The 20,323-nt window shown below is 41.8% G+C and carries 17 protein-coding genes and 2 rRNA genes; 10 read left to right on the top strand and 9 right to left on the bottom strand.

All coding sequences use genetic code 11. The features are described 5' to 3' along the window. A 23S ribosomal RNA gene (locus AC2SLM_RS03515) occupies positions 1-105 on the top strand; the annotation flags it as partial. A gap of 131 nt (positions 106-236) precedes the next feature. Further along, a 5S ribosomal RNA gene (gene rrf / locus AC2SLM_RS03510) occupies positions 237-350 on the top strand. A 116-nt stretch (positions 351-466) separates the two neighbouring features. Here the strand turns inward: rrf and AC2SLM_RS03505 are convergent. Then, a complete protein-coding gene (locus tag AC2SLM_RS03505) occupies positions 467-727 on the bottom strand; it encodes a DUF1289 domain-containing protein (protein ID WP_486543858.1) in 261 nt (86 codons plus the stop codon). Positions 728-849: 122 nt separating this feature from the next. Here AC2SLM_RS03505 and AC2SLM_RS03500 point away from each other — a divergent pair, with 122 nt between their 5' ends. From AC2SLM_RS03500 to AC2SLM_RS03490, 3 genes are all read left to right on the top strand, one after another. Continuing rightward, positions 850-1,473, top strand: a complete 624-nt coding sequence (locus AC2SLM_RS03500; RefSeq protein WP_486552028.1) for a YqiA/YcfP family alpha/beta fold hydrolase — start codon at positions 850-852, stop codon at positions 1,471-1,473. 170 nt (positions 1,474-1,643) lie between these two features. Further along, positions 1,644-3,533: a DNA topoisomerase IV subunit B gene (gene parE / locus AC2SLM_RS03495; protein WP_486552026.1), complete on the top strand. Its 1,890-nt coding sequence runs from the start codon at positions 1,644-1,646 to the stop codon at positions 3,531-3,533. A gap of 65 nt (positions 3,534-3,598) precedes the next feature. Continuing rightward, positions 3,599-4,267, top strand: a complete 669-nt coding sequence (locus tag AC2SLM_RS03490; protein WP_486552025.1) for a 1-acyl-sn-glycerol-3-phosphate acyltransferase — start codon at positions 3,599-3,601, stop codon at positions 4,265-4,267. Positions 4,268-4,361: 94 nt separating this feature from the next. Here AC2SLM_RS03490 and budC read toward each other — a convergent pair whose 3' ends face one another. Together budC and AC2SLM_RS03480 are read right to left on the bottom strand one after the other, a co-directional pair. Further along, positions 4,362-5,144, bottom strand: a complete 783-nt coding sequence (gene budC, locus AC2SLM_RS03485) for a meso-2,3-butanediol dehydrogenase (protein ID WP_486543854.1) — start codon at positions 5,142-5,144, stop codon at positions 4,362-4,364. A 340-nt stretch (positions 5,145-5,484) separates the two neighbouring features. Further along, positions 5,485-7,056: a mechanosensitive ion channel gene (locus AC2SLM_RS03480; RefSeq protein ID WP_486552023.1), complete on the bottom strand. Its 1,572-nt coding sequence runs from the start codon at positions 7,054-7,056 to the stop codon at positions 5,485-5,487. A 710-nt stretch (positions 7,057-7,766) separates the two neighbouring features. Between AC2SLM_RS03480 and bamJ the strand changes: the two genes are divergently transcribed. After that, positions 7,767-8,540 carry a BamJ family beta-barrel-assembly machinery protein gene (gene bamJ / locus AC2SLM_RS03475; protein WP_486543852.1) on the top strand — a complete coding sequence of 258 codons (774 nt, stop codon included), beginning with the start codon at positions 7,767-7,769 and terminating at the stop codon, positions 8,538-8,540. 130 nt (positions 8,541-8,670) lie between these two features. Here the strand turns inward: bamJ and argA are convergent, their stop codons facing one another. Then, a complete protein-coding gene (argA, locus tag AC2SLM_RS03470; RefSeq protein WP_486552021.1) occupies positions 8,671-9,993 on the bottom strand; it encodes an amino-acid N-acetyltransferase in 1,323 nt (440 codons plus the stop codon). Between the two features lie 466 nt (positions 9,994-10,459). Here argA and AC2SLM_RS03465 point away from each other — a divergent pair, with 466 nt between their 5' ends. Both AC2SLM_RS03465 and AC2SLM_RS03460 read left to right on the top strand, forming a co-directional pair. Next, the gene (locus AC2SLM_RS03465) at positions 10,460-11,068 is read left to right on the top strand and encodes a hypothetical protein (protein ID WP_486543850.1); all 609 of its coding nucleotides are present in this window, start codon (positions 10,460-10,462) and stop codon (positions 11,066-11,068) included. 221 nt (positions 11,069-11,289) lie between these two features. After that, complete coding sequence (locus tag AC2SLM_RS03460) at positions 11,290-13,032, top strand: choice-of-anchor I family protein (RefSeq protein WP_486552020.1); 1,743 nt, start codon at positions 11,290-11,292, stop codon at positions 13,030-13,032. A 97-nt stretch (positions 13,033-13,129) separates the two neighbouring features. Here AC2SLM_RS03460 and AC2SLM_RS03455 read toward each other — a convergent pair whose 3' ends face one another. Both AC2SLM_RS03455 and AC2SLM_RS03450 read right to left on the bottom strand, forming a co-directional pair. Continuing rightward, on the bottom strand, positions 13,130-14,170 hold the full coding sequence (locus AC2SLM_RS03455) for a patatin-like phospholipase family protein (protein ID WP_486552018.1): 1,041 nt from the start codon (positions 14,168-14,170) through the stop codon (positions 13,130-13,132). Then, positions 14,163-15,053 (bottom strand): CBS domain-containing protein, encoded by an 891-nt coding sequence (locus AC2SLM_RS03450; protein WP_486543847.1) that lies wholly within the window; start codon positions 15,051-15,053, stop codon positions 14,163-14,165. Before AC2SLM_RS03450 ends, AC2SLM_RS03455 begins: the two co-directional genes overlap by 8 nt. 200 nt (positions 15,054-15,253) lie before the next feature. On the opposite strand from AC2SLM_RS03450, the gene AC2SLM_RS03445 reads away from it, so the two are divergent. Beyond that, on the top strand, positions 15,254-16,462 hold the full coding sequence (locus tag AC2SLM_RS03445) for an Lnb N-terminal periplasmic domain-containing protein (protein ID WP_486552017.1): 1,209 nt from the start codon (positions 15,254-15,256) through the stop codon (positions 16,460-16,462). Between the two features lie 53 nt (positions 16,463-16,515). Here the strand turns inward: AC2SLM_RS03445 and AC2SLM_RS03440 are convergent, their stop codons facing one another. The 3 genes from AC2SLM_RS03440 to AC2SLM_RS03430 all read right to left on the bottom strand — a co-directional run bounded on the left by AC2SLM_RS03440 (position 16,516) and on the right by AC2SLM_RS03430 (position 18,033). Next, positions 16,516-17,223, bottom strand: a complete 708-nt coding sequence (locus AC2SLM_RS03440) for a metal-dependent hydrolase (RefSeq protein WP_486552015.1) — start codon at positions 17,221-17,223, stop codon at positions 16,516-16,518. A gap of 130 nt (positions 17,224-17,353) precedes the next feature. Then, on the bottom strand, positions 17,354-17,647 hold the full coding sequence (locus tag AC2SLM_RS03435) for a 4a-hydroxytetrahydrobiopterin dehydratase (protein WP_486543844.1): 294 nt from the start codon (positions 17,645-17,647) through the stop codon (positions 17,354-17,356). A 107-nt stretch (positions 17,648-17,754) separates the two neighbouring features. Continuing rightward, a complete protein-coding gene (locus tag AC2SLM_RS03430) occupies positions 17,755-18,033 on the bottom strand; it encodes a GNAT family N-acetyltransferase (RefSeq protein WP_486552013.1) in 279 nt (92 codons plus the stop codon). Between the two features lie 491 nt (positions 18,034-18,524). On the opposite strand from AC2SLM_RS03430, the gene ettA reads away from it, so the two are divergent. After that, positions 18,525-20,186: an energy-dependent translational throttle protein EttA gene (gene ettA / locus AC2SLM_RS03425; RefSeq protein ID WP_486552012.1), complete on the top strand. Its 1,662-nt coding sequence runs from the start codon at positions 18,525-18,527 to the stop codon at positions 20,184-20,186. Positions 20,187-20,323 lie beyond the last annotated feature (137 nt).

Genomic DNA, 20,323 nt, shown 5'->3' with positions numbered 1-20,323 from the left:
ATTTCCCTTAAGAGCCGTTGAAGACTACAACGTTGATAGGCAGGGTGTGGAAGCGCAGTGATGCGTGTAGCTAACCTGTACTAATTGCTCGTTTGGCTTGACCATACAACACCCAAGTGGTTTTGTATATAAGCTAATTATTTCGATATCACCCTGATGATTTATTTGATTCAGGTTCTTGATAGGTAAAACCAAGTTAAGCTAACCCTTAACCAACTCATATCTATACCCCCTTTGCTGACGACAATAGCACGATGGAACCACCTGATCCCTTCTCGAACTCAGAAGTGAAACATCGTAGCGCCAATGGTAGTGTGGTTCGCCCATGTGAGAGTAGGTCATCGTCAGCTCCCTATACCTTAAAAGCCCCTATTCATTAATTTGAATGGGGGCTTTTTCTTGGACATAGGTTTTAATTTTTAGAAAATTTATACTGATATTAGATAATTTAGAACTCATAAAAGCTTTAGAACAAATCCCCAGGTATCATATCTGGTTCTAATTCAAGACTAAGCTGTTTTTTCTGACGCTGTCTCATACTTTTAATTCGTTGTTTTCGTCCTGTGATGAGTCTTAGTACTTCGCGTTTTTCTTCGTTACTCATTTTTAGCCACAGCTGACGCTCCTGACGACTACGCAGGCATCCAAAACAATATCCTTTTTTATTGCTTTGACAGACCCCGATGCAAGGGTTTGGGATTTCAAAAAGTTCGATTTGGTTAAGCATGAGTCGTTTACCAGTCCGTGGCTCATCAAAAAAGGAATAAGCATTTAATATTTATTAAGTTTAGCATAAGTCCATAATAGCTTATTATCTTGATTAATCATTCATGAGATAAGGAGATTACTATGATAATAGTTTATGCACATGGGCTAGACAGCTCTGCAAATTCGGTAAAAGGTGTCTTACTAGAAGACTACTGTCAGCAATATCATCAAGATATTAAGGTTATACGCCCTGATTTAAATAAATTACCCGAACAGGTTCTTAAGCACTTATGTGACTATGTTGAGCAAGCTAGAGCTGATAACGAAAAGGTTGTAATAATCGGTAGCTCCCTAGGCAGCTATTTTTCGACCTTAGTGAGTAATAAGACCGGTTGCCCTGCATTTTTACTCAATCCTAGTACGCAGCCTCATATTAGCCTACAGCGCTTTGTTGATGACAATGTAGAGTTAAATGCTGATCAGTCGCTTGATACAGTCATTTATAATACGACGGGTGGATGGAATATTACATTTAACGACTTAAGCTGGTTTAACGCTCATAAACTGCAAAATGTTAATAATCCGCAACGCGTATATGCACTCATCAAAGAAGGCGATGAATTATTAGACCCAACAATTGCAGCAGACTTCTACCGCTCTCAAGGCGCCAATGTTAATTTGCAACCAGGGGGCGATCACCGTATGACTGATTTTGAACAACAGCTGCCTTTTATATTATCAGAGGTTTTGAAACTCGTTGAATAGTATTTCTATCTTAATTTAAAAGGCTAGTCATGTTAGCTGTAGCAAATACATTAAAAAACATACGTCAAAGGCTGTCGTTAATTATGATACTGAAACAACTATTCTGCTGATATTCGTTATAATAGGGGTATTGAAACTATAACAAGCTTAGTTAAGCAAAGGATAATATCGTGAGTAAATATACCGCTCAATCACTTGAAGTCTTAGAAGGGCTTGAGCCAGTGCGTCGTCGTCCCGGTATGTACACGGATACCACGCGCCCAAATCATTTGGCTCAAGAAGTTATCGATAACTCTGTGGATGAAGCGTTAGCAGGGCATGCGAAAAGTATTAAGGTGCAGCTGCATCAAGACGGCTCTTTATCCGTTGAGGATGATGGGCGTGGTATGCCAACCGATATTCATCCTGAGTTTAAGCAAACGGGTATTGAGATTATCCTAACGCGTTTGCATGCTGGCGGTAAATTTAATACCAATAACTATCAGGTCTCTGGTGGTCTGCATGGTGTTGGTATTTCGGTGGTTAATGCGCTCTCTAAGCGTGTTGAGGTGACCGTTTGGCGCGATGGCATTCAGTATGATATTGCTTTTGAGAACGGTGCACCCGTTACTAAGTTAACTGAATCAGTAAGCTCTAATAAGCGTAAAAAAGGGACTAAAGTCCGTTTCTGGGTCGATGAGAGTTTCTTTGATAACCCTAAATTTAGTGTTAAACAACTAAAGCACAATCTAAAGGCAAAAGCGGTACTGGCTGCTGGACTATTGATTGAGTTTTATGATGAAATTAATAATGACAAGGTTGTCTGGCAATTCGCTGATGGTGTTGTCGAATATCTTAATGAACAGCTTGATGGTTTAGAGACATTGCCACCTGATCCTTTCTACTTCTCATATGATGCCAAAGAAGGGGAACGTGCAGGTATTACTTTTGCTTTGTCATGGCTACCAGAGGGTGGTAATCCGGTTCAAGAAAGCTATGTTAACTTGATTCCAACAGCGCAAGGCGGTACACACGTTAATGGTCTGCGTACTGGTATTTTAGAGGCCCTACGTGAGTTTTGTGAGATTCATAATCTATTGCCGCGAAATGTTAAATTGACTGGTGAGGATGTTTGGGATGGCATAAACTATATCCTATCGCTTAAATTTAGTGAGCCGCAATTCTCAGGCCAGACAAAGGAGCGTTTATCGAGTCGAGAAGCAGCGGCAGCGGTTCAAGTGCAAGCGAAAGATGCCTTCAGTCTGTGGTTAAATCAAAATGCAGAACTGGGTACCCAGATTGCGGAATTGGCTATCTCTAAAGCAGGCAAACGCTTAAAATCTGCTAAAAAGGTCGCGCGTAAAAAGATTACACAAGGTCCTGCACTGCCTGGTAAGCTTGCTGATTGTCGCGGCGGTGTTCGTGATGGTGCTGAGTTATTCTTGGTGGAGGGTGATTCAGCAGGTGGTAGTGCTAAACAGGCTAGAGACCGTCATTTTCAGGCTATTTTACCGCTGCGTGGTAAGATTTTAAATACATGGGAAGTGTCACCTGATACCGTACTTTCAAGTCGTGAGATTCATGATATTGCCATTGCCATTGGTGTTGACCCAGCATCTGATGATTTATCTGAGCTACGTTACGACAAGATTTGTATCTTAGCTGATGCGGATTCTGATGGTCTGCATATTGCGACTCTTATTTGCGCGCTGTTTGTGAAGCATTTCCCTGCGCTTGTGGATTCAGGTCATTTGTTCGTCGCCATGCCACCATTATATCGAATTGATATCGGTAAAGAGGTGCATTACGCCTTGGATGAGAGTGAACTTGATCATATTCTAGGCAATGTGTCAGGTAATAAAAAGCCACAAATTACCCGATTTAAAGGCTTGGGTGAGATGAGTGCAGAACAGCTGCGTGAGACGACCATGAGTCCAGATACACGACGTTTAGTACAGCTAGATATGGATGATATGCAGCTGACCAATAGTATGATGGATATGCTATTGGCTAAAAAACGTGCTTCAGATCGTAAAGCATGGCTTGAGAGCAAAGGTGACCTTGCAGAGATTTTAGTATAGCCAAAAAGAATGGATGCAGATTATCTTAATTAATAATAAAGACTATCAATTTATAAGGATATCCTATGCTAAACAAAGATAAGGTAAAGGCCGTATCTAGGAGTAAATTACCACAGCTAACTCGAAAAAAATTAGGTAAACAGGTACCCAGACGCGGTAGTCGGCTCATACCGCCTGCAGCCCATTTATTTTTAAAGGTGCTAGGTTGGAGAATTGTGGGCTCAGTGCCTGATGTTCCCAAGGCGCTTTATTTGGCATTGCCACATACATCAAACATTGATGCGCTTTATTCCATACCGACTCTATTGGCCTTAGATTTAGACATGAGTTTGATGGGTAAAAAAAGCTTATTTAAAAACCCAGCAATGGGTAAGTTTCTGACATGGGCAGGAGTTATTCCTATTGATCGTGATGATAAAGGGTCAGTCTTGCAGTCAACTATTGATCATTTTAATGCAAGTTCCAAGCTGCATTTGGGCCTAGCACCAGAAGGCACGCGAGAATTTTCAGAGAAGTTAAAGACAGGATTTTATTACATTGCAGAAGGGGCGAATGTTCCGATTATACCGGTTGCTTTAGATTATAAGACCAAAGAAATTCGCTTTATGACCCCAGTGGAATCAACGGGTGACATAGACGCTGATATGACTAAAATCATTCAGCAGTATAAAGGTGTTGTACCTAAACATCCTAAAAAGATGTCGAAAGTACTGCAGGATTTGAATAACGAATAACGAATGACGTTAAATTTTGAGTATAAAAAAAGGCGAGTTCTTACTTGATAATAGTAGGAATTCGCCTTTTTTTTGTTTAAAGGTTACCAATTATCTAAAAGGCAGGATGACCATTTGAGGCGCTGATACCACCATCGACAGGCAGATTTACACCAGTAATCATAGCAGCATCTTCGCTGGCTAAGAAGGTAATGGCTGCTGCAATATCTTCAGGAGAAATAATACGGCCTAATGGACAGCGCGAGTTAAAAGCATTGGTCTTCGCATCATCTTGTTGAATATTAGTGGTCATATCGGTGCGGGTCAGACTTGGATTAACCGCGTTAACACGAACGCCATCCGGGCCATGGTCCAAGGCCAAGGTACGTGTTAGGTTAGTAACCCCTGCTTTTGAAGCATTATAAGCAGCCATATTCCAATCACCGCCTAAACCTGATACAGAGGACACGTTGACGATATTGCCTTTAGATTTAATCAGCTCTGGCATTACCGCTTGGCACACATAAAAAGTACCGTTTAGGTTTACATCGATAGCTGCTTGCCAGTCTTCTTGAGACAGCTCTGTGATTTTGCCCATGGCTGATTTGCCGGCGTTATTAACCACGACATCAATATGACCGAATTTCTTGACCACGTGATCGACCATGGCTTTGACTTGACTTTTATCACTAATGTCACAAGTGACCGTTAGATGATTGTCTGTATGAATAAAGGTATGGTCCTCTGGGAACTCAGCTGCGGTTTCCTCTAACGTTTCTTGTGTACGTCCTACTAAGGCCACTTTTGCGCCTTCTTGTGCGAATCTAAGCGCAGTAGCACGTCCAATGCCAGAACCTGCACCAGTAACAATAACAGTCTTCTCTTTAAAGCGTTTCATATGAATACCTTGCCTTATAATTTTAAAATCATGATTCTCAATAGAATTTTGACAATAATCAGCGGGCTTAGCAACCATTGGTGTGACTGAGTTATGTAATATAACCCATCATTGAGAGCAGTTGCTGCGTTAAATTCGCTAAGGCCGCTTAGGTCTTGCTTATAATCGCTTACTATCTAATTGTAGGCATAAGCTTATGGTTTTTATCTTAATTACTATTTTGATGTTTTATCTGTCTCATATATTTATGATAGTCAGGATGCAAAAAAGGCAGCCAATTGGCTGCCTTTTTTTAAGAGTTATAACTAACATCTATCTCGATGATAATATCTAGCAAATATTATTTGTCGTCAGATGTTGGTAGTGAAGGCTCTTCACCTGAAAGAGTAGTGATAGAAGGTTCTTCACCTGTTTTCTCTTGAGTATTAGCGATGGCTTTTTCTGCCTTCGCTTTAGTGGCTTCTTTTTCTGCTTTATCTTGAATCTTACGTAAGAAACGTGCAGCGGCTTCTTGACCACCAAGACCAAATGATAGAGCGAAAGCAACAGCAACCGCACCCAAAGTAAGACCAAAGGCAAGGTTAACGATTGAATCGGCAATGCCCATCGCTTTTAGACCCATCGCAAGCACTAGGCCCATGATAAGTACACGAACGATAGTTGCTAGGAAGTTTGAGCCTTTATCAGAACGCTCAACAACGCCAGCGATGATGTTAGCAAGCCAGAAACCGATGAATAGGATAACAGCACCAAGGATGATGTCTGCACCAAAGCTGATGAACATAGTGATGATAGCACTAATTTGTTCAAAACCTAGTAGGTCAGCGGCAAGAATGCCAGCAAACAACATAGCGAAGAAAACAATCGCATGGCCAACAAGGTCAGAAACTTTAGTGTTACCCATAGCGCTATCTAGGCCAACTTTCGCTGGTAGAGCGTTAACAGTGGTATTCTCAAGTAAACCTTTAACAACGTTAGCAACCATTTTCATGATGAAGTAAGTAATAATCAAGATTGCAGCTGCAGTAAAGATATTTGGCAGAGCGTTCATGATTTTGTTCAGCATATTAGTTGCTGGACGTGAAATTACTTCGATGTTTAATGCGTCAAGAGCAATGATAGTGGTTGGGATGATAACCATTAAGAAAGCTAATGAACCAGCAATGTTTGGTAGGCTGTTTTCACGGTTATTACTGATACCCGCTTTTTCCGCAAAACCTTGTAGGTTTAGGCTTGATACCATGTTGGTAACGATGCCGCGGATGATTTTAGCCACAATATAGCCAACAAAGAATACGACAGCAGCCATAAAGATGTTAGGAATGTAGCTGATTGCTTTGTTAAGCATATTGGTTAGCGGTGCAAATAAACCGTCTAACTGCAATTGGCCAAGTACGATTACTAAGATGAATAGTAAAATTACCCAGTAAACCATGTCAGCAATGGTGCTGCTCATTGGTTGAACGCCGGCTTCAGCACTTAATTTTTCATCTAGTGTGGTTTTAGATAGTGCAGCATTGATCGCAGTGCGAGCAACTGTTGCAATAACCCAACCGATAACACCAATAACCACAGCGCCTAATAGCGTTGGAATGAATGATAGAACGCTATCAATCATATTGGCAAATGGTGCTGAAATAGCATTTAAGCTAAGCATGCTTAATGCGCCAGAGATGGCCATTAAGAACACAAACCAAAAAACGACTTTGGCAATGATGTTTTCGATATCGTATGTTTTACCTGTTGAGCTATTAACACGCTGGTTTAAGTTAACACGTGCTAATAAGTTACGTACCACACCACCTAAAGCCATAGCGATTAACCAACCAATAACGAATATCAGAATAGCTGCGATAATCGAACCAATTGGTCCGCTTAAATTGTTATTAAACCAAACAAACATGTTGTCCATGCTGTTTCTCCTATAATGTAATGCAATAAGAGGGGCAGAAAAACCGCCCCTATAACTACTTTTGTTGTTTTAAATTTTGCTGTCTAGCAAGATTATTGTGACAAAATATCTGACGATGACTTAGTCAGACAACTTAAGAAACAAGTTATTTAGTCAGTTTTATTTAACTAAATATTCAATTCAACTAATGATATCAGTTGGTCAATAATAGCCAATCTAAATAACTGACAGTTCACGACCCCACTTTATCGGATTAGTTAACAATAATAAACAGCTATCTTTCATATATGTTTAAATATATGCATATAAATGTGATATAGCACCAATTTATTAACATATTCTATACATTTATCTATCGTATTAACGTAGCTGTATGGTGAATGAGTGTCGATTTTGATATTATTAGCCCCATTGATATAAATAACGTATCCTATAGGATTCTTTAAAATTATACCGATGTTGGTTCGTCGATTTTACTAAATTAATATTTCATTAAAGTTTAGGTGTAAACACATTCTCTTTATTTTATATCTTAGAAGAAAGAGGTAATTGATTTAATTAGCTTTAAACAGTGTTATAGATAAGCGATAAACAGTATTAAACATAAATCGCATTAAACGATAATGTGTCACCTTTAACGGTTATAACAGGGACACATTATTTCATTCAATCTGAATATAATTTTAATTCACTACAGAGAACATTTATTTATGAAAAAAGTAATGGCCCCTAAAGTACTTGCAGTTGCCCTATTAAGCTCGCTTGCATTTGCATGTGCAAATAATGGCAATAAATCTGAACAAAGCAGCTCTACGGCGACAGTCACTGAGCAAAGCTCTGAGCTTGAAAAAGTAGGTTACAGCATCGGCTACATGATGGCTGAAGGCAATAAAGAGATGGTTGATGACTTAAATCTAGATACTTTTGAGCTTGGTTTTAGAGATGCTTATAACGGTAAGGAAGCGGCTTTAACTGAAGAGCAAATGCAAGAAGTTGTGATGAGCTATCAGGAAAGAAAGCAGACTGAAATGATGGAAAAAATGCAGCAAGCAGCCGTCACTAATAAACAAGAAGGCGATAAGTTCCTAGCCGAAAACGCTAAGAAAGAGGGTGTTAAAACCACTGAATCTGGTCTTCAGTATAAAGTACTTAAGCCAGGTAATGGCAAATCACCAAGTGACAGCGATATGGTTAAAATTAACTATGAAGGCAAATTACTTGATGGTACCGTATTTGATAGCTCGTATGACCGTGGTGAGCCCGTTGTATTCCCAGTACAAGGTATGATTCCAGGCTTTAGCGAAGGTCTAACGCTTATGAAAGAGGGTGGTCAGTATGAATTATATATCCCTGCAGAGCTTGCGTATGGCGAAACGGGTAACCCAGGTATTGATCCAAACAGTACTTTAATCTTCAAAGTAGACATGATTGAAGTGAACCCAGCAATGCCTGAACAGCCAGCGGCAGCACCATCAGCACAATAATCTAATCAGTCGAGTTATATTAGATATTGCTAGATAGATATTTAGTCGCTAATTCATATAAAAAAGGTCTGCAAATCGCAGGCCTTTTTTGTGTGGAAATTTATTCAGCTAAAGCTTAAAAGTAGTCGACTTATAGTTTTTTACGGAAGACTTTTGAGTTACGACCATTATAATAGGTGGTCTTACGTGGCTCAGGTAATTCTTCAGCGCTAACTTCTTCAAAGCCTTGTTCAACAAACCAATGCGCGGTACGGGTCGTCAATGCAAATAGTTGATGGCGGCCATGACTGCGCGCTTGTTGTTCTAAGAAAGCTAATAAGTCGGCACCGCGGCTACCATTGCGGTAATCAGGGTGGATGGCAATAGAGGCCACTTCTGCAGAATCTTCATCTAATGGATATAAGGCAGCACAGCCTAAAGTCATACCATCACGTTCAATGACACTATATAGCTCAATCTCTTGCTCTAAACGCTCACGTGAACGGCGCACCAAAATGCCTTGCTCTTCTAGTGGTGCCAACAGCTCAATTAAACCGACCACATCATCGATATTGGCACGGCGAATCTCTTCATATGGGTCATGGCTAATCAGTGTACCTGATCCATCACGGGTGAATAATTCTTCAAGCAAGGCACCATCTTGAGCATAAGAGATAATATGGGTACGATGAATACCGTCACGGCAAGCTTGTGCCGCGCAGTGCAAGAAGTAATAGATTTCACGGTCTAAATCACGGTCACGCAAGAAGCGGTCAATCTCGTTTGGAATCATAGCGTGAAGCAGACGGCCTTCTTCATTAATACCAGTCTCGTTGCCTAAGAAAATTAGCTTATCTGCTTTTAGCGCGACTGCTGCTTTTAACGCCACATCTTCGCCCAATAAGTTGAAGATTTCACCTGTGGCAGAGTAGCCCATAGAGCCTAAAATAACCATATGGCTATGTTGTAGGTTATTCTTAATAGCTTCAACATCAATAGAGCGAACTTCACCGGTCATTTGATAATCAACGCCATCACGCACACCATAAGGTCTGGCTGTTACAAAGTTACCTGACACCGCATCAATGCGTGAGCCATACATAGGAGAGTTTGCGAGCCCCATAGACAGCTGAGCTTCAATTTGTAGACGGATAGCGCCTACCGCTTGTAAGATAGTTGGCATGGCTTCTCGCGGCGTGACTCGAATATCATTATGTAGCGGCGAGTCTATACCAAGGTCTTGTAGATTTTTCTCAATTTGCGGGCGGGCACCATGGACCAACACAAGCTTAATACCTAAGCTATGTAATAAAGCAAAGTCATGGATAAGATTGCTAAAGTTCGGATGGTTAACCGCTTCGCCGCCAAACATAATAACGAATGTTTTGCCTCGATGAGTATTAATATAAGGGGCAGAGTTGCGAAACCAATGAACATAATCTGGAGTTATTTGTGGCATAGCAGTATCAATCATATATAAAATATCGCAGTGGACTTAAGGCTTAAGAGAGGGATAGACGCTTTTACGATAGCAAAAAATCCCAACTTGGGCTATCTTTATTTTAGCAGTAAGGGCACAGAAACTGACTTAATACAGATAATTACGTGAATTTGTCGCATACTATGGCTCATTATTCACTTTTAATAGGATCAATGTCAGCTTTAAGGTCCATTATAATTGACCTTAAAATAAAAATAGCCTTAAGAAAATGGCCATACTCAATAATACGGTTGAGTAATTCATATTGAGTGATATACATAGCTATTTATATAAGACTATTAAAGTTATATGTGATAGGTGGCTATGGTTAACGATAGCCACTGAGAAAGGCTGACTTTGCCTGTTAAGACCATTTAAGATATAGCCAGTAAAGCTATCACGCACTGACATACTTTTTTCCATTGTCATATCCATAAACATACAATAAGGGACACTCTTTATGAAATCTTATGCATCTTTTCCGTTGCTAACCAAACTGACCAGTGGTGCGGCATTCGCCTCAGCAATGTTAGTGGCTAGCATGAGTGCGCAGGCTATGTTGCCAACGCCTGAGCCTGAGATGAACAATCCTAGCAACTTAGCCAATGCTGCAGCAATAAATCAAAGCCAAGTTCAAGGTCAAAATCAGATGAATGCCGGCCGAGTTAATGGGGCCAATCAGGTTGAAACTAAGACTGTCGCTGCATTAGTTAGCGTTGATGCACAAGGTCAGCCAGCCTTAAAACCTATTGATGCCAATACGCGTCTACAAAAAGGTAATGTGATTGAATATCATACTTATGTGACCAATCACAGCCCAGACCGTATGCGCAAAATGACAGTAACCATGAGCATTCCTGCCCAAGTGAAGCTTGCTGGTGAAGTTGCTCCAGATACTGCTTCTGCCAGTGTGGATGGTACGAACTATAGCCGCATGCCATTACGTGGCCGCATCAATGGTCAATTGCAAGATGTACCACTTGAGTACTATAAACATCTACGTTGGACCATTGAAGGCTTAGGTATCGATGAGACAGCAGTGATGAAATACCGCGCTGTTGTTCGATAGTTTTTAGACAGCCTATGAGTCGCTAGTGACTAGCGATTAGTTAACACTTAAGTAAAATCAAAAAGCTCATTACCCTTATGGTAGTGGGCTTTTTTAGGTTTTAAAGCTATGTGTCATGAAACCTTAATAAAGCAAACGTAGTCTGTGTCATAGATAACGTCTCACAAAGCCATTTATTACATCCGTTTACCAAAGCCTTCACACAATGATAGGGACCCACCATGCCTTTAGCATCACAGACATCACGACCTTCTTTATTAAAAAACAGCTTAAAACGCACCCTTTGGGCATCCGCTTTATTATCAACAAGCTTTCTTTTATCTGCTTGTGGTAGTGACTCAGATAACAATATTAGTAGTGTGATAGACGATGACTCTGTGGAGCTAATGACGCACTATAACCGTGTGGTGTTTAACCCTGTCGGCAGTTATGTGCATGGCATGTTTGATGAATCTGCGGCCGAGATTGTGGCATTTCATGCACCGACAAAACGCAGCTTTGTGGTCAATGCACAAAACAAAAAAGTCGACGTACTTAATATCTCAGACATCACTAAACCGGTATTTGAACAAGCATTGGATGTCTCTGATATTGGCAGTACTGTGAACAGCGTAGCCGTACAGGGCGACTTGATTGCACTGGCTGTTCAAGCGAATGTGAAAAGCGATAATGGTTTTGTGGTGATTTATGATGCCAATAGCTTACAGCGATTACAAACTATTGCCGTTGGTGCGTTGCCTGATATGGTGACCTTCACCCCAAATGGTAATTACTTGTTGGTTGCCAATGAAGGCGAGCCTGATGATGACTATCAGGTGGATGCTGAAGGCTCAATTAGTATTATCAACCTAATGGATATCAACAATCCACTGGTGCAAACCGCGACATTTACCAAGTTTAATTCGCAAAAACAGCAATTAATTGATGCTGGCGTGCGTATCTTTGGTCAAAAAGCAGACGGCAGTATGAGTACGGTCGCTGAAGACTTAGAGCCAGAATATATCGCAGTCGATAAAAACAGTCAGACGGCTTACGTGAGCTTGCAAGAGAATAATGCTATAGCCATCGTTGATATTGCTTCTGCTGATGTGACTGCTATTAAAGCACTGGGTGCAAAAGATCATTCAGTTGAAGGTAATGAGCTGGATGTCAGTAATAAAGATGATGCCATTAACATCACAACATGGCCGATTATGGGCATGTATATGCCAGATGCCATTGCTTATTATTCAGTAGGTAATAAAGGGTATTTAGTGACGGCAAACGAGGGTGATGCACGTGAATGGGGCGACTTCAATGAAGAGATTGGTATTAAAGATGTCGAGGTAGACCCTGCTAAATTTAATGCGCTGGCTTGTCATAACTTGGACTGTAGCGATAAAAAAGCACTGGGTAAAATCGACTTTACCAATACCATGGGTGACAGTAATGGCGATGGTATCTATGACGCGTTATACAGCTTTGGCGCCCGCTCATTTAGTATTTGGGATGTCGATAACTTGACCACGCCAGTTTATGACAGCGGCAGCTTTATGGCCAGATACACCGCAGAGAAGTATCCGAATAACTTTAATGCCAGCAACGATAAAAATGAAGCGGACAACCGCAGTGATAACAAAGGCGTTGAGCCAGAAGGCGTAACCATCGGGCATATCGGCTCACAAACGATTGCCTTTATTGGCCTTGAGCGTATTTCAAGTGTGATGGCGTTTGATGTCACTGACCCTGACAATGTGCACTTTTTGGGTGAGATTAATACACGCAGCTTTGATGATACAAAATTAGCCGCAGCAAAAGACGGTACCCTGCTAGCGGATGCTGATGGTGACTTAGGTCCTGAAGGTCTAACTTTTGTTTCAGCAGAGGAGTCGCCTTCTGGCAAGCCATTGTTATTGGTAGGTTTTGAGGTTAGTGGCAGTTCAAGAGTGTTTGAGCTTGATTTTACTCAAGATCCTGCCGCTTAATAGCCTTAATGTTATCTGATATTAGCCTAAGAGTTAAAAGAGCCTCAAACAGTGTTTGAGGCTCTTTAGAATGAACGCTGTTTATAATAAATAACGCCTATTGTGCTGATGCTATTCGATAGGTAGATTCCGCTTGTTTAATTGCTTTAAATATAGCCGGTAAGCTACGCTGTGCGGCAGCTTCTCCTGCCTCAATGGCTTGCTCACGATCAAGGGTATTGATGGTACTAATATTTGCCACATTTGGCTGGATCAAGACATCAGCACGCGCTATCTCAGCTCTATTGGCTGCCTGATAATTTTGCGAATACCCTGAGGATTTTTTATTACGTGAATTAGCGCTGCTATTGGCGTAGTTACTATAGCCTTGCTCAATTAGAGACCAAATATTTTTATTATTTAGCGCATTATCTTTATTATTGCTATCCCCCGTACCGACTTGCAAGTCCACAGCAATTACCACGTCAGCGCCCAGTGATTTTGCGGTATCGACCGGTACAATACTGACCACACCACCATCAATGTATTTTTTGCCAATAATACCGGATAAGGCAGGGTCAGGAATACGCGGTGCAATAAAGATGTTTGGCACACTGCTAGACGCTTGAACCACTAAGCCTGTATTGCCCTCTGTGAAGACGGCTTTTTTAAGACTGTGTTTTTCTGCAGCCACGGCAGCAAATCGGGTAGGGAGCGATTCGATAGGCAGGCCGTTGACTTGCTGATTGACAAAGTTTCGCAGCTTTATGCCTTCAATCACGCCTTGATAGGATAAGGTCGGGTCAGTCAGCTCACTATCTCGAACGCTCAATGCGATTGATTCAAGCTCATTGGCTGTCTTACCGCTAGCATAAAGGCTTCCCACAAAGCTGCCAACACTGGTGCCTACGACTAGATTTGGCTTAATGTTGTTTTCTTCAAGTACTTTGATAACGCCAACATGAGCAAAGCCTTTAGCCCCGCCACCGCCAAGCACCAAAGCAATCACGGGGCCTTTGGCTACAGGCTGAGCTTTCGATGGGCTAGAGCTGTTAGGAGTAGTCGCACAAGCGGTCAGTAATATGCCTGCACTAATAATAGCGCCAAATGTACGCATACTTTTAGGCAAGGTCTTTAAAGGGAAGGGTTGATTATTCATCGTCGTCTACATAATCCGTAAGTGGGGTAAGCTCTAGCACTTTAATAAAGCGGCCATCGACGTCAATGATAGAGATATGCCAACCTTGCGTGGTGACACTCTCGCCTTCTAGGTCGCCTACATGCCCAAGCTCCTGCATTACAAGGCCGCCCATGGTATCGACATCGGTATCATCAAAACGGGTATGCAGCTCTTCGTTACAGTCCTCAATTAAGGTTGAGGCTTGCACGATCCAAGTGTTTGGTTTTTCAGGATGCGGAATAATATTATTAATATCGCTGTCCTCATCGAAATCGTCATGCTCATCGACAATATCGCCAACAATCTCTTCTAATAAATCTTCCATGGTCACCACACCGACCATATTACCGAACTCATCGACCACGACTGCCATATGCACTTGGGTGCGCTGTAATGAGCGCAGTAGCGTATCAGAGCGTGAGGTTTCACTGATATAAAGGGGCTGACGTACCAATGATTTTAGGCGAAACGAGGTATTGCCATCGTCTTTTTTACGAATTAGGTTAACAAGTAGAGGGATAAGGTCTTTTGCCAACAAGATACCAATGACAGCATCATCATCTTGGCTGTCAAAGACAGGGTAGCGTGAATGGCTGGTCTCCAAAATCATGTCCATGATATCAGCCAAGCTGTCATTTTCATGAACCCCTTCTACTTGTGGACGCGGTGTCATGATTTCGCGAACCTGAGTTGCTGGCAGGTCGAGGACGCCCTCTAACATATCGACAGTATCAGGCTCTAAAAATTGGTGCGAGTCTTGAACAAGTTTGATTAGCTCATCTCGAGTCTCAGGGGCGGTATTTAGCCAGCGCTTTAATCCGCGCATTGACCAACTAGCTGTGCCAGAATTGTCATCAGACATGGGGAAGTTATCACCTCGTATGGTTATTAAGTTGCTCTCACTTTATCCCAAGGGGCGTTGATATTCAACGGTAAACACCACTATTTTGACTGCTATTTTGTATTGTCACTGTGAGACGCAATTGCTATGTTGTTATGACTGAAATAAACTGAGTCCACTTTTGGATTACGGATGAACACCCACTATGTCAAAAAAGCTCCTTGATCTCTCGACTTAAGCTTCGCTTACAGCCGGCAACACGTTTGGCGGCGAGAGTGATTAAAGGCGTGGTAAAAGCGCTTATCTTTTTGACATTAATCGTGTGTGCCATATGGGCAGGCCTGCTGCTGTGGATTCAGTTAGTCGATTACCCAGTGATGCGCTGGCTAGTGGTGGCGGTGGTTGCCGCCTTCTCTTTAATAACTTTGGTCAATTATATTCGCCATTCAAAGCAAGGCGCCAAGTGGCTGGCAGGCTTCTCAGTCTTATGGGTATTACTTGCTATGTGGTTTGCATGGTTACCGGCTAAGCAAGACCGTCCTTGGCAGCCTGAGGTCAGTCGTTATTTAAGTATCAGCCAAGATGAGCAGAATCCAAATCTGGTTAAGCTGCATAATGTGCGTGATTTTGATTGGGTGCGCGCGCCAGATAGCGAGACACTGGTGCAGCCTACAGAGCCTTATTACTATAAAGTCGCTGCAGAGACATCAGAAGAAAAAGGTGAAAGAATTGATCTGGTTGCTAAAGAACGTTGGGTCGATCGTACGATTGATTTAAGCAAGCTGTCTGGGGTGGATATTATTAATTCCTACTGGATGGGGGCGCCTATCGGGCATACTTTGTTGAGCTTCCGTTTTGAAGATGATAGGCCGCTGAGCTTCTCGATTGAGATTCGTAAAGAAGAAGATGAAGTGTTTTCGGCTATAGGCGGGTTTTTTAAACAGTTTGAGATGATAGTAGTAGCGGCAGAGGAACGCGATATTGTTTATACCCGCAGCAATGTACGTGGTGAACAGGTGTATCTATTCCCAGTGCAAGGTATGACGCAGCAGCAGATTCAGGATCTGTTTTTACAATATCTTAATCAAGCAGAGCAGCTGCAGCAAGAAGCCAAATGGTATAACACCTTAATACGTAACTGTACCACGGTGCTTTTTGATATGGCGCGCGATGTTACTAAAGGTGACGGCCTATTCCCTCGTGACTATCGTATTTTGGCGTCTGGTTATGTGCCAAATTATTTATATGACGAAGGATTATTGCCGGCAGGGAACTGGGATATTAAGCAGTGGTATAAACGTGCTCATATTAATCCTAAAGTCGCCAGCTTTAGTGAAGCGGATAACCAAAGCGCTTATGATTATTCGCAGAATATACGCGAAGGATTGCCAATCCCTAAACCTTCGATTAGCAATAATCCAGAGTCTTAATAGCTTGGACCGTAAGCAAAGCTATTATTAATACTAATGGCTTCGCCTCGTACTTAACGGGTTAAGACTTCTGGCAATATAGAGTCTTTTAATAGCCACCAAGTAACGGGGTCAGATACCTTGCGCCAAAACGGTTCAAATGGGGGTGATACAAAAATCATCACTAACAAAATGGCATATAAGCCAAGATAATAATAGCGCTGCGAGTCTTGATAGAACTTCATTGCTGTACCTGACGAGCGCTTAAGGCGTTGGTTTAATAAATCAACACTATAGGCTTCATCCAGTCCAAGATGCACCAAAGAGCCTAATAATAAAAAGGCCCCATAGAACCAGCTAGTGGCAGGCGGTGTATCCAACACGTAGTAGTTTATGCTAGTAAACAGTAAGGCCAAAACCAGCATATAGGGGACGGAGTGAATGATTCCTCGGTGCACGGTCAGCTTAGTGAACACAGCAAAGATGGCATAGCGCACAAAGGCATAGCCTGCGAGCCAGAGCAATAGCATAGAAACCAGTGATAATTCACTGCGCCAATGAATCAAGAGCGAAAACGCCATCACAAAGGACATTAAATTAAAGCCAAGCTTAATCGGTGTTGAGTTGTCAGAGTCGATATCGGGCAGCAATCCGCCGACCGTGCCAGCAAGCACGCATAATAAAAATTCTTCAGCACCGACCAGACCTGCTTTATAGGTTACCAAGCCCAAAACCCCACTGATGATAAAGCCGCCAGTGAGGTGGGTATTAAAATTTGCCACAGAGTATTAGCCTACCAATAATGTTCATTCACTATTCCAAAAAAAGTCGTGCTATCTGATAGATAGCACGATTTAGTATAGATTATAACCCTTAGAATATAAAAACTATTTCATATTCTAAAGGTTATATTTAAAAGGTTTTAGGTTGTAATATCTGTTCCATACGCTTGGCCAAGCGTATATCATGGCTAGAAATACCATTTAAATCATGAGTGGTTAGGCGAACGTGCACCTCATTATAGATATTGGTCCATTCTGGGTGATGCTCGATCTCTTGTGCATGAAAAGCCGCTTGAGTCATAAAGCTAATGGCCTCAATGAAATCGTGAAAAACAAAGGTTTTTACAATCGCATTGCCGTCTTTGCTCCAGCCATTTAATTCTTGCAATTGTATCTCTACTTGAGCGTCGGTAAGATGGCTCATACAGCCCTCCTAAAAAAGTAAAAGGTATCTAGCGGGATAATATACTAAAGTTGCTAGCCTATTGTATAGAGTGTGGAGCAGTTCTAGCATTTAGAGCCTATCACCACTTATTTGACTAAGTCTTGATACTCTTCATGCTTGTTAATATATGAATCAACAAATGAACATGCAGGTACCACTTTCTTATTCTCGCTACGTGCATAATTTAACGCGTGTTTCACCAATGCTGAGCCAACACCTTGACCGCCAAGCTCTGGTGGCACGATAGTATGATCATAAACAATAGCATCACCTTGGTCTTGATAGCTGATAAATCCAGTATGACCATCGATGGTTGTTTCAAAACGGTTTTCTTGAGTATTATGAGTAATATTAATGTCTTTCACGAGGTACTCCTAATTGTCTTATTATTAATGTAAATTCTTAGTATCAATTAACAGCATGAAAAATGCTTTATTAATGATTTTGTCGTTATAGCTTAAATTATAAACAGATAGTATAGCTGCGCTTAGCATGTGTTTATGCATTATTATTATGATTATCTAGTCTTTAGTTTAGAAGTTTTATTAAACCTTGTCTGTAAGCTTTTATTTATAAGCGTTTGTTTTTATTAATCAGGCATAATCATATGTTTTGAGGCAACTATTAATGAGTGACGATGATTTAGAGAAAAATCATCTTTTAGAACAAGATTAAGTAAACTGAAGACAAGACTAGGTTAATTGAATAAAAGAAGCTCAAAAAGGGCAGTTTTGATAAAGATAAGCCAATAACATAAGATGATAACTTTAGGCCAATATGCGATAATGCCCGTTATCACTTTATTTGCTTTTTAATGGCTGATTTAGATAAGCCACATACTAATAATGGAGTCTTAATGGCACAATATATTTACACCATGAACAAGGTGTCAAAACTTGTTCCACCTAAACGTGAAATCTTAAAAGACATTAGCTTGTCTTTCTTCCCTGGCGCAAAAATTGGTGTTTTAGGTATCAACGGTGCGGGTAAGTCAACCTTACTACGCATTATGGCTGGCGTGGACACCGAATATAGCGGTGAAGCCCGTGCGCAGCCAGGTACTAAGATTGGCTATTTGCCGCAGGAACCGCAGCTTGATGATAGCAAAGACGTTCGCGGTAACGTGGAAGACGGTATGCGTGAAGCGTTAGATGCGTTGACTCGTCTTGACGAGATTTATGCAGAATACGCCGCGCCTGATGCTGACTTCGATAAGCTTGCTGAAGAGCAAGGCAAAATGGAAGATATCATTCAAGCTTGGGATGCACACAACTTAAACACCCAACTTGAAAAAGCGGCCGATGCACTGCGTCTGCCACCTTGGGATGCTGATGTGAGTAAGCTGTCAGGTGGTGAGAAGCGCCGTGTGGCACTGTGCCGTCTGTTATTATCCCGCCCTGATATGTTACTTCTTGACGAACCGACTAACCACTTGGACGCAGAGTCTGTTGCATGGCTAGAGCAGTTCTTGAAGAACTTTAGCGGAACCATCGTTGCCATTACCCACGATAGATATTTCCTAGATAACGTGGCGGAGTGGATTCTTGAGCTTGACCGCGGCTATGGCTATCCATATGAGGGTAACTACACTGAGTGGCTAGAGCAGAAGAATAAGCGTCTAGAAGAGCAGCAAAAGCAAGAAGAGTCATTTGCCAAAGCGCTGAAAAAAGAGCTTGAGTGGGTGCGTAAAAACCAAAAAGGTCAGCAGGCCAAATCTAAGTCTCGTATCCAGCGCTTTGAAGAGCTGAACTCGAAAGAATTCCAGCAGCGTAACGAGACCTCTGAAATCTATATTCCACCTGGTCCTCGCCTAGGTAACAAAGTGATTGAGGTGAACAATATCTCAAAATCTTTTGGTGATCGTCTGCTATATGAGAACCTAAGCTTTAATGTGCCACCAGCAGGTATTGTCGGTATTATCGGTCCTAACGGTGCAGGTAAAACCACATTATTTAACATGATGACCGGTCTAGATAAACCAGATACGGGTACGGTTGAATTGGGTGAAAGTGTGAGCGTGGCCTATGTGGGTCAGGTTCGTGATAACTTAGATGACAGCAAAACCGTTTGGGAAGAAGTATCAGACGGCCTAGACATCATCAAAGTTGGCGACTATGAAACGCCAAGCCGTGCTTATATTGGCCGCTTTAACTTCAAAGGCTCTGACCAACAAAAGTTAGTTGGTAACCTATCTGGTGGTGAGCGTAACCGTCTGCAATTAGCGAAAACCCTAAAGCAGGGCGCAAACGTTATCTTACTGGATGAGCCATCAAACGACTTAGATGTTGAGACTCTGCGTGCGCTAGAAGATGCGATTCAGGTATTCCCAGGCACAGTATTGGTCGTATCTCATGACCGCTGGTTCCTTGACCGTATCGCGACTCATATCTTGGCCTTTGAGCCAGAAGGTCCAGTCTGGTTTGATGGTAATTACTCTGAATATGAAGCTTACCGTAAGAAAACGATGGGTGATGACGCCGGTCCTAAGCGTATGAAGTATAAGAAGATTGGCGGCTAATAACGAGTTGCTTTAGCCGTCACTTGAGTCCACTTAAAAAGAGCAAACTCAACCGAGTTTGCTCTTTTTTATTAGCTGGTAGATTGACGTGTAACAGTCATGTATAGACTCTGAAAAATAAATGCTAACCTTCATTT

This window comes from Psychrobacter sp. CX16, from assembly GCF_057396245.1.
This window is presented reverse-complemented; position numbering and strand designations above follow the sequence as displayed.

Bases quoted from the DNA above. Each gene is read 5' to 3' on its own strand.
- AC2SLM_RS03465 (WP_486543850.1), top strand. From the start codon at position 10,460: ATGAAATCTTATGCATCTTTTCCGTTGCTAACCAAACTGACCAGTGGT.
- AC2SLM_RS03435 (WP_486543844.1), bottom strand. From the start codon at position 17,647: ATGAGCCATCTTACCGACGCTCAAGTAGAGATACAATTGCAAGAATTA.
- AC2SLM_RS03500 (WP_486552028.1), top strand. From the start codon at position 850: ATGATAATAGTTTATGCACATGGGCTAGACAGCTCTGCAAATTCGGTA.
- AC2SLM_RS03505 (WP_486543858.1), bottom strand. From the start codon at position 727: ATGCTTAACCAAATCGAACTTTTTGAAATCCCAAACCCTTGCATCGGG.
- AC2SLM_RS03460 (WP_486552020.1), top strand. From the start codon at position 11,290: ATGCCTTTAGCATCACAGACATCACGACCTTCTTTATTAAAAAACAGC.
- argA (WP_486552021.1), bottom strand. From the start codon at position 9,993: ATGATTGATACTGCTATGCCACAAATAACTCCAGATTATGTTCATTGG.
- AC2SLM_RS03480 (WP_486552023.1), bottom strand. From the start codon at position 7,056: ATGGACAACATGTTTGTTTGGTTTAATAACAATTTAAGCGGACCAATT.
- ettA (WP_486552012.1), top strand. From the start codon at position 18,525: ATGGCACAATATATTTACACCATGAACAAGGTGTCAAAACTTGTTCCA.
- budC (WP_486543854.1), bottom strand. From the start codon at position 5,144: ATGAAACGCTTTAAAGAGAAGACTGTTATTGTTACTGGTGCAGGTTCT.
- AC2SLM_RS03455 (WP_486552018.1), bottom strand. From the start codon at position 14,170: ATGAATAATCAACCCTTCCCTTTAAAGACCTTGCCTAAAAGTATGCGT.
- AC2SLM_RS03490 (WP_486552025.1), top strand. From the start codon at position 3,599: ATGCTAAACAAAGATAAGGTAAAGGCCGTATCTAGGAGTAAATTACCA.
- AC2SLM_RS03450 (WP_486543847.1), bottom strand. From the start codon at position 15,053: ATGTCTGATGACAATTCTGGCACAGCTAGTTGGTCAATGCGCGGATTA.
- bamJ (WP_486543852.1), top strand. From the start codon at position 7,767: ATGAAAAAAGTAATGGCCCCTAAAGTACTTGCAGTTGCCCTATTAAGC.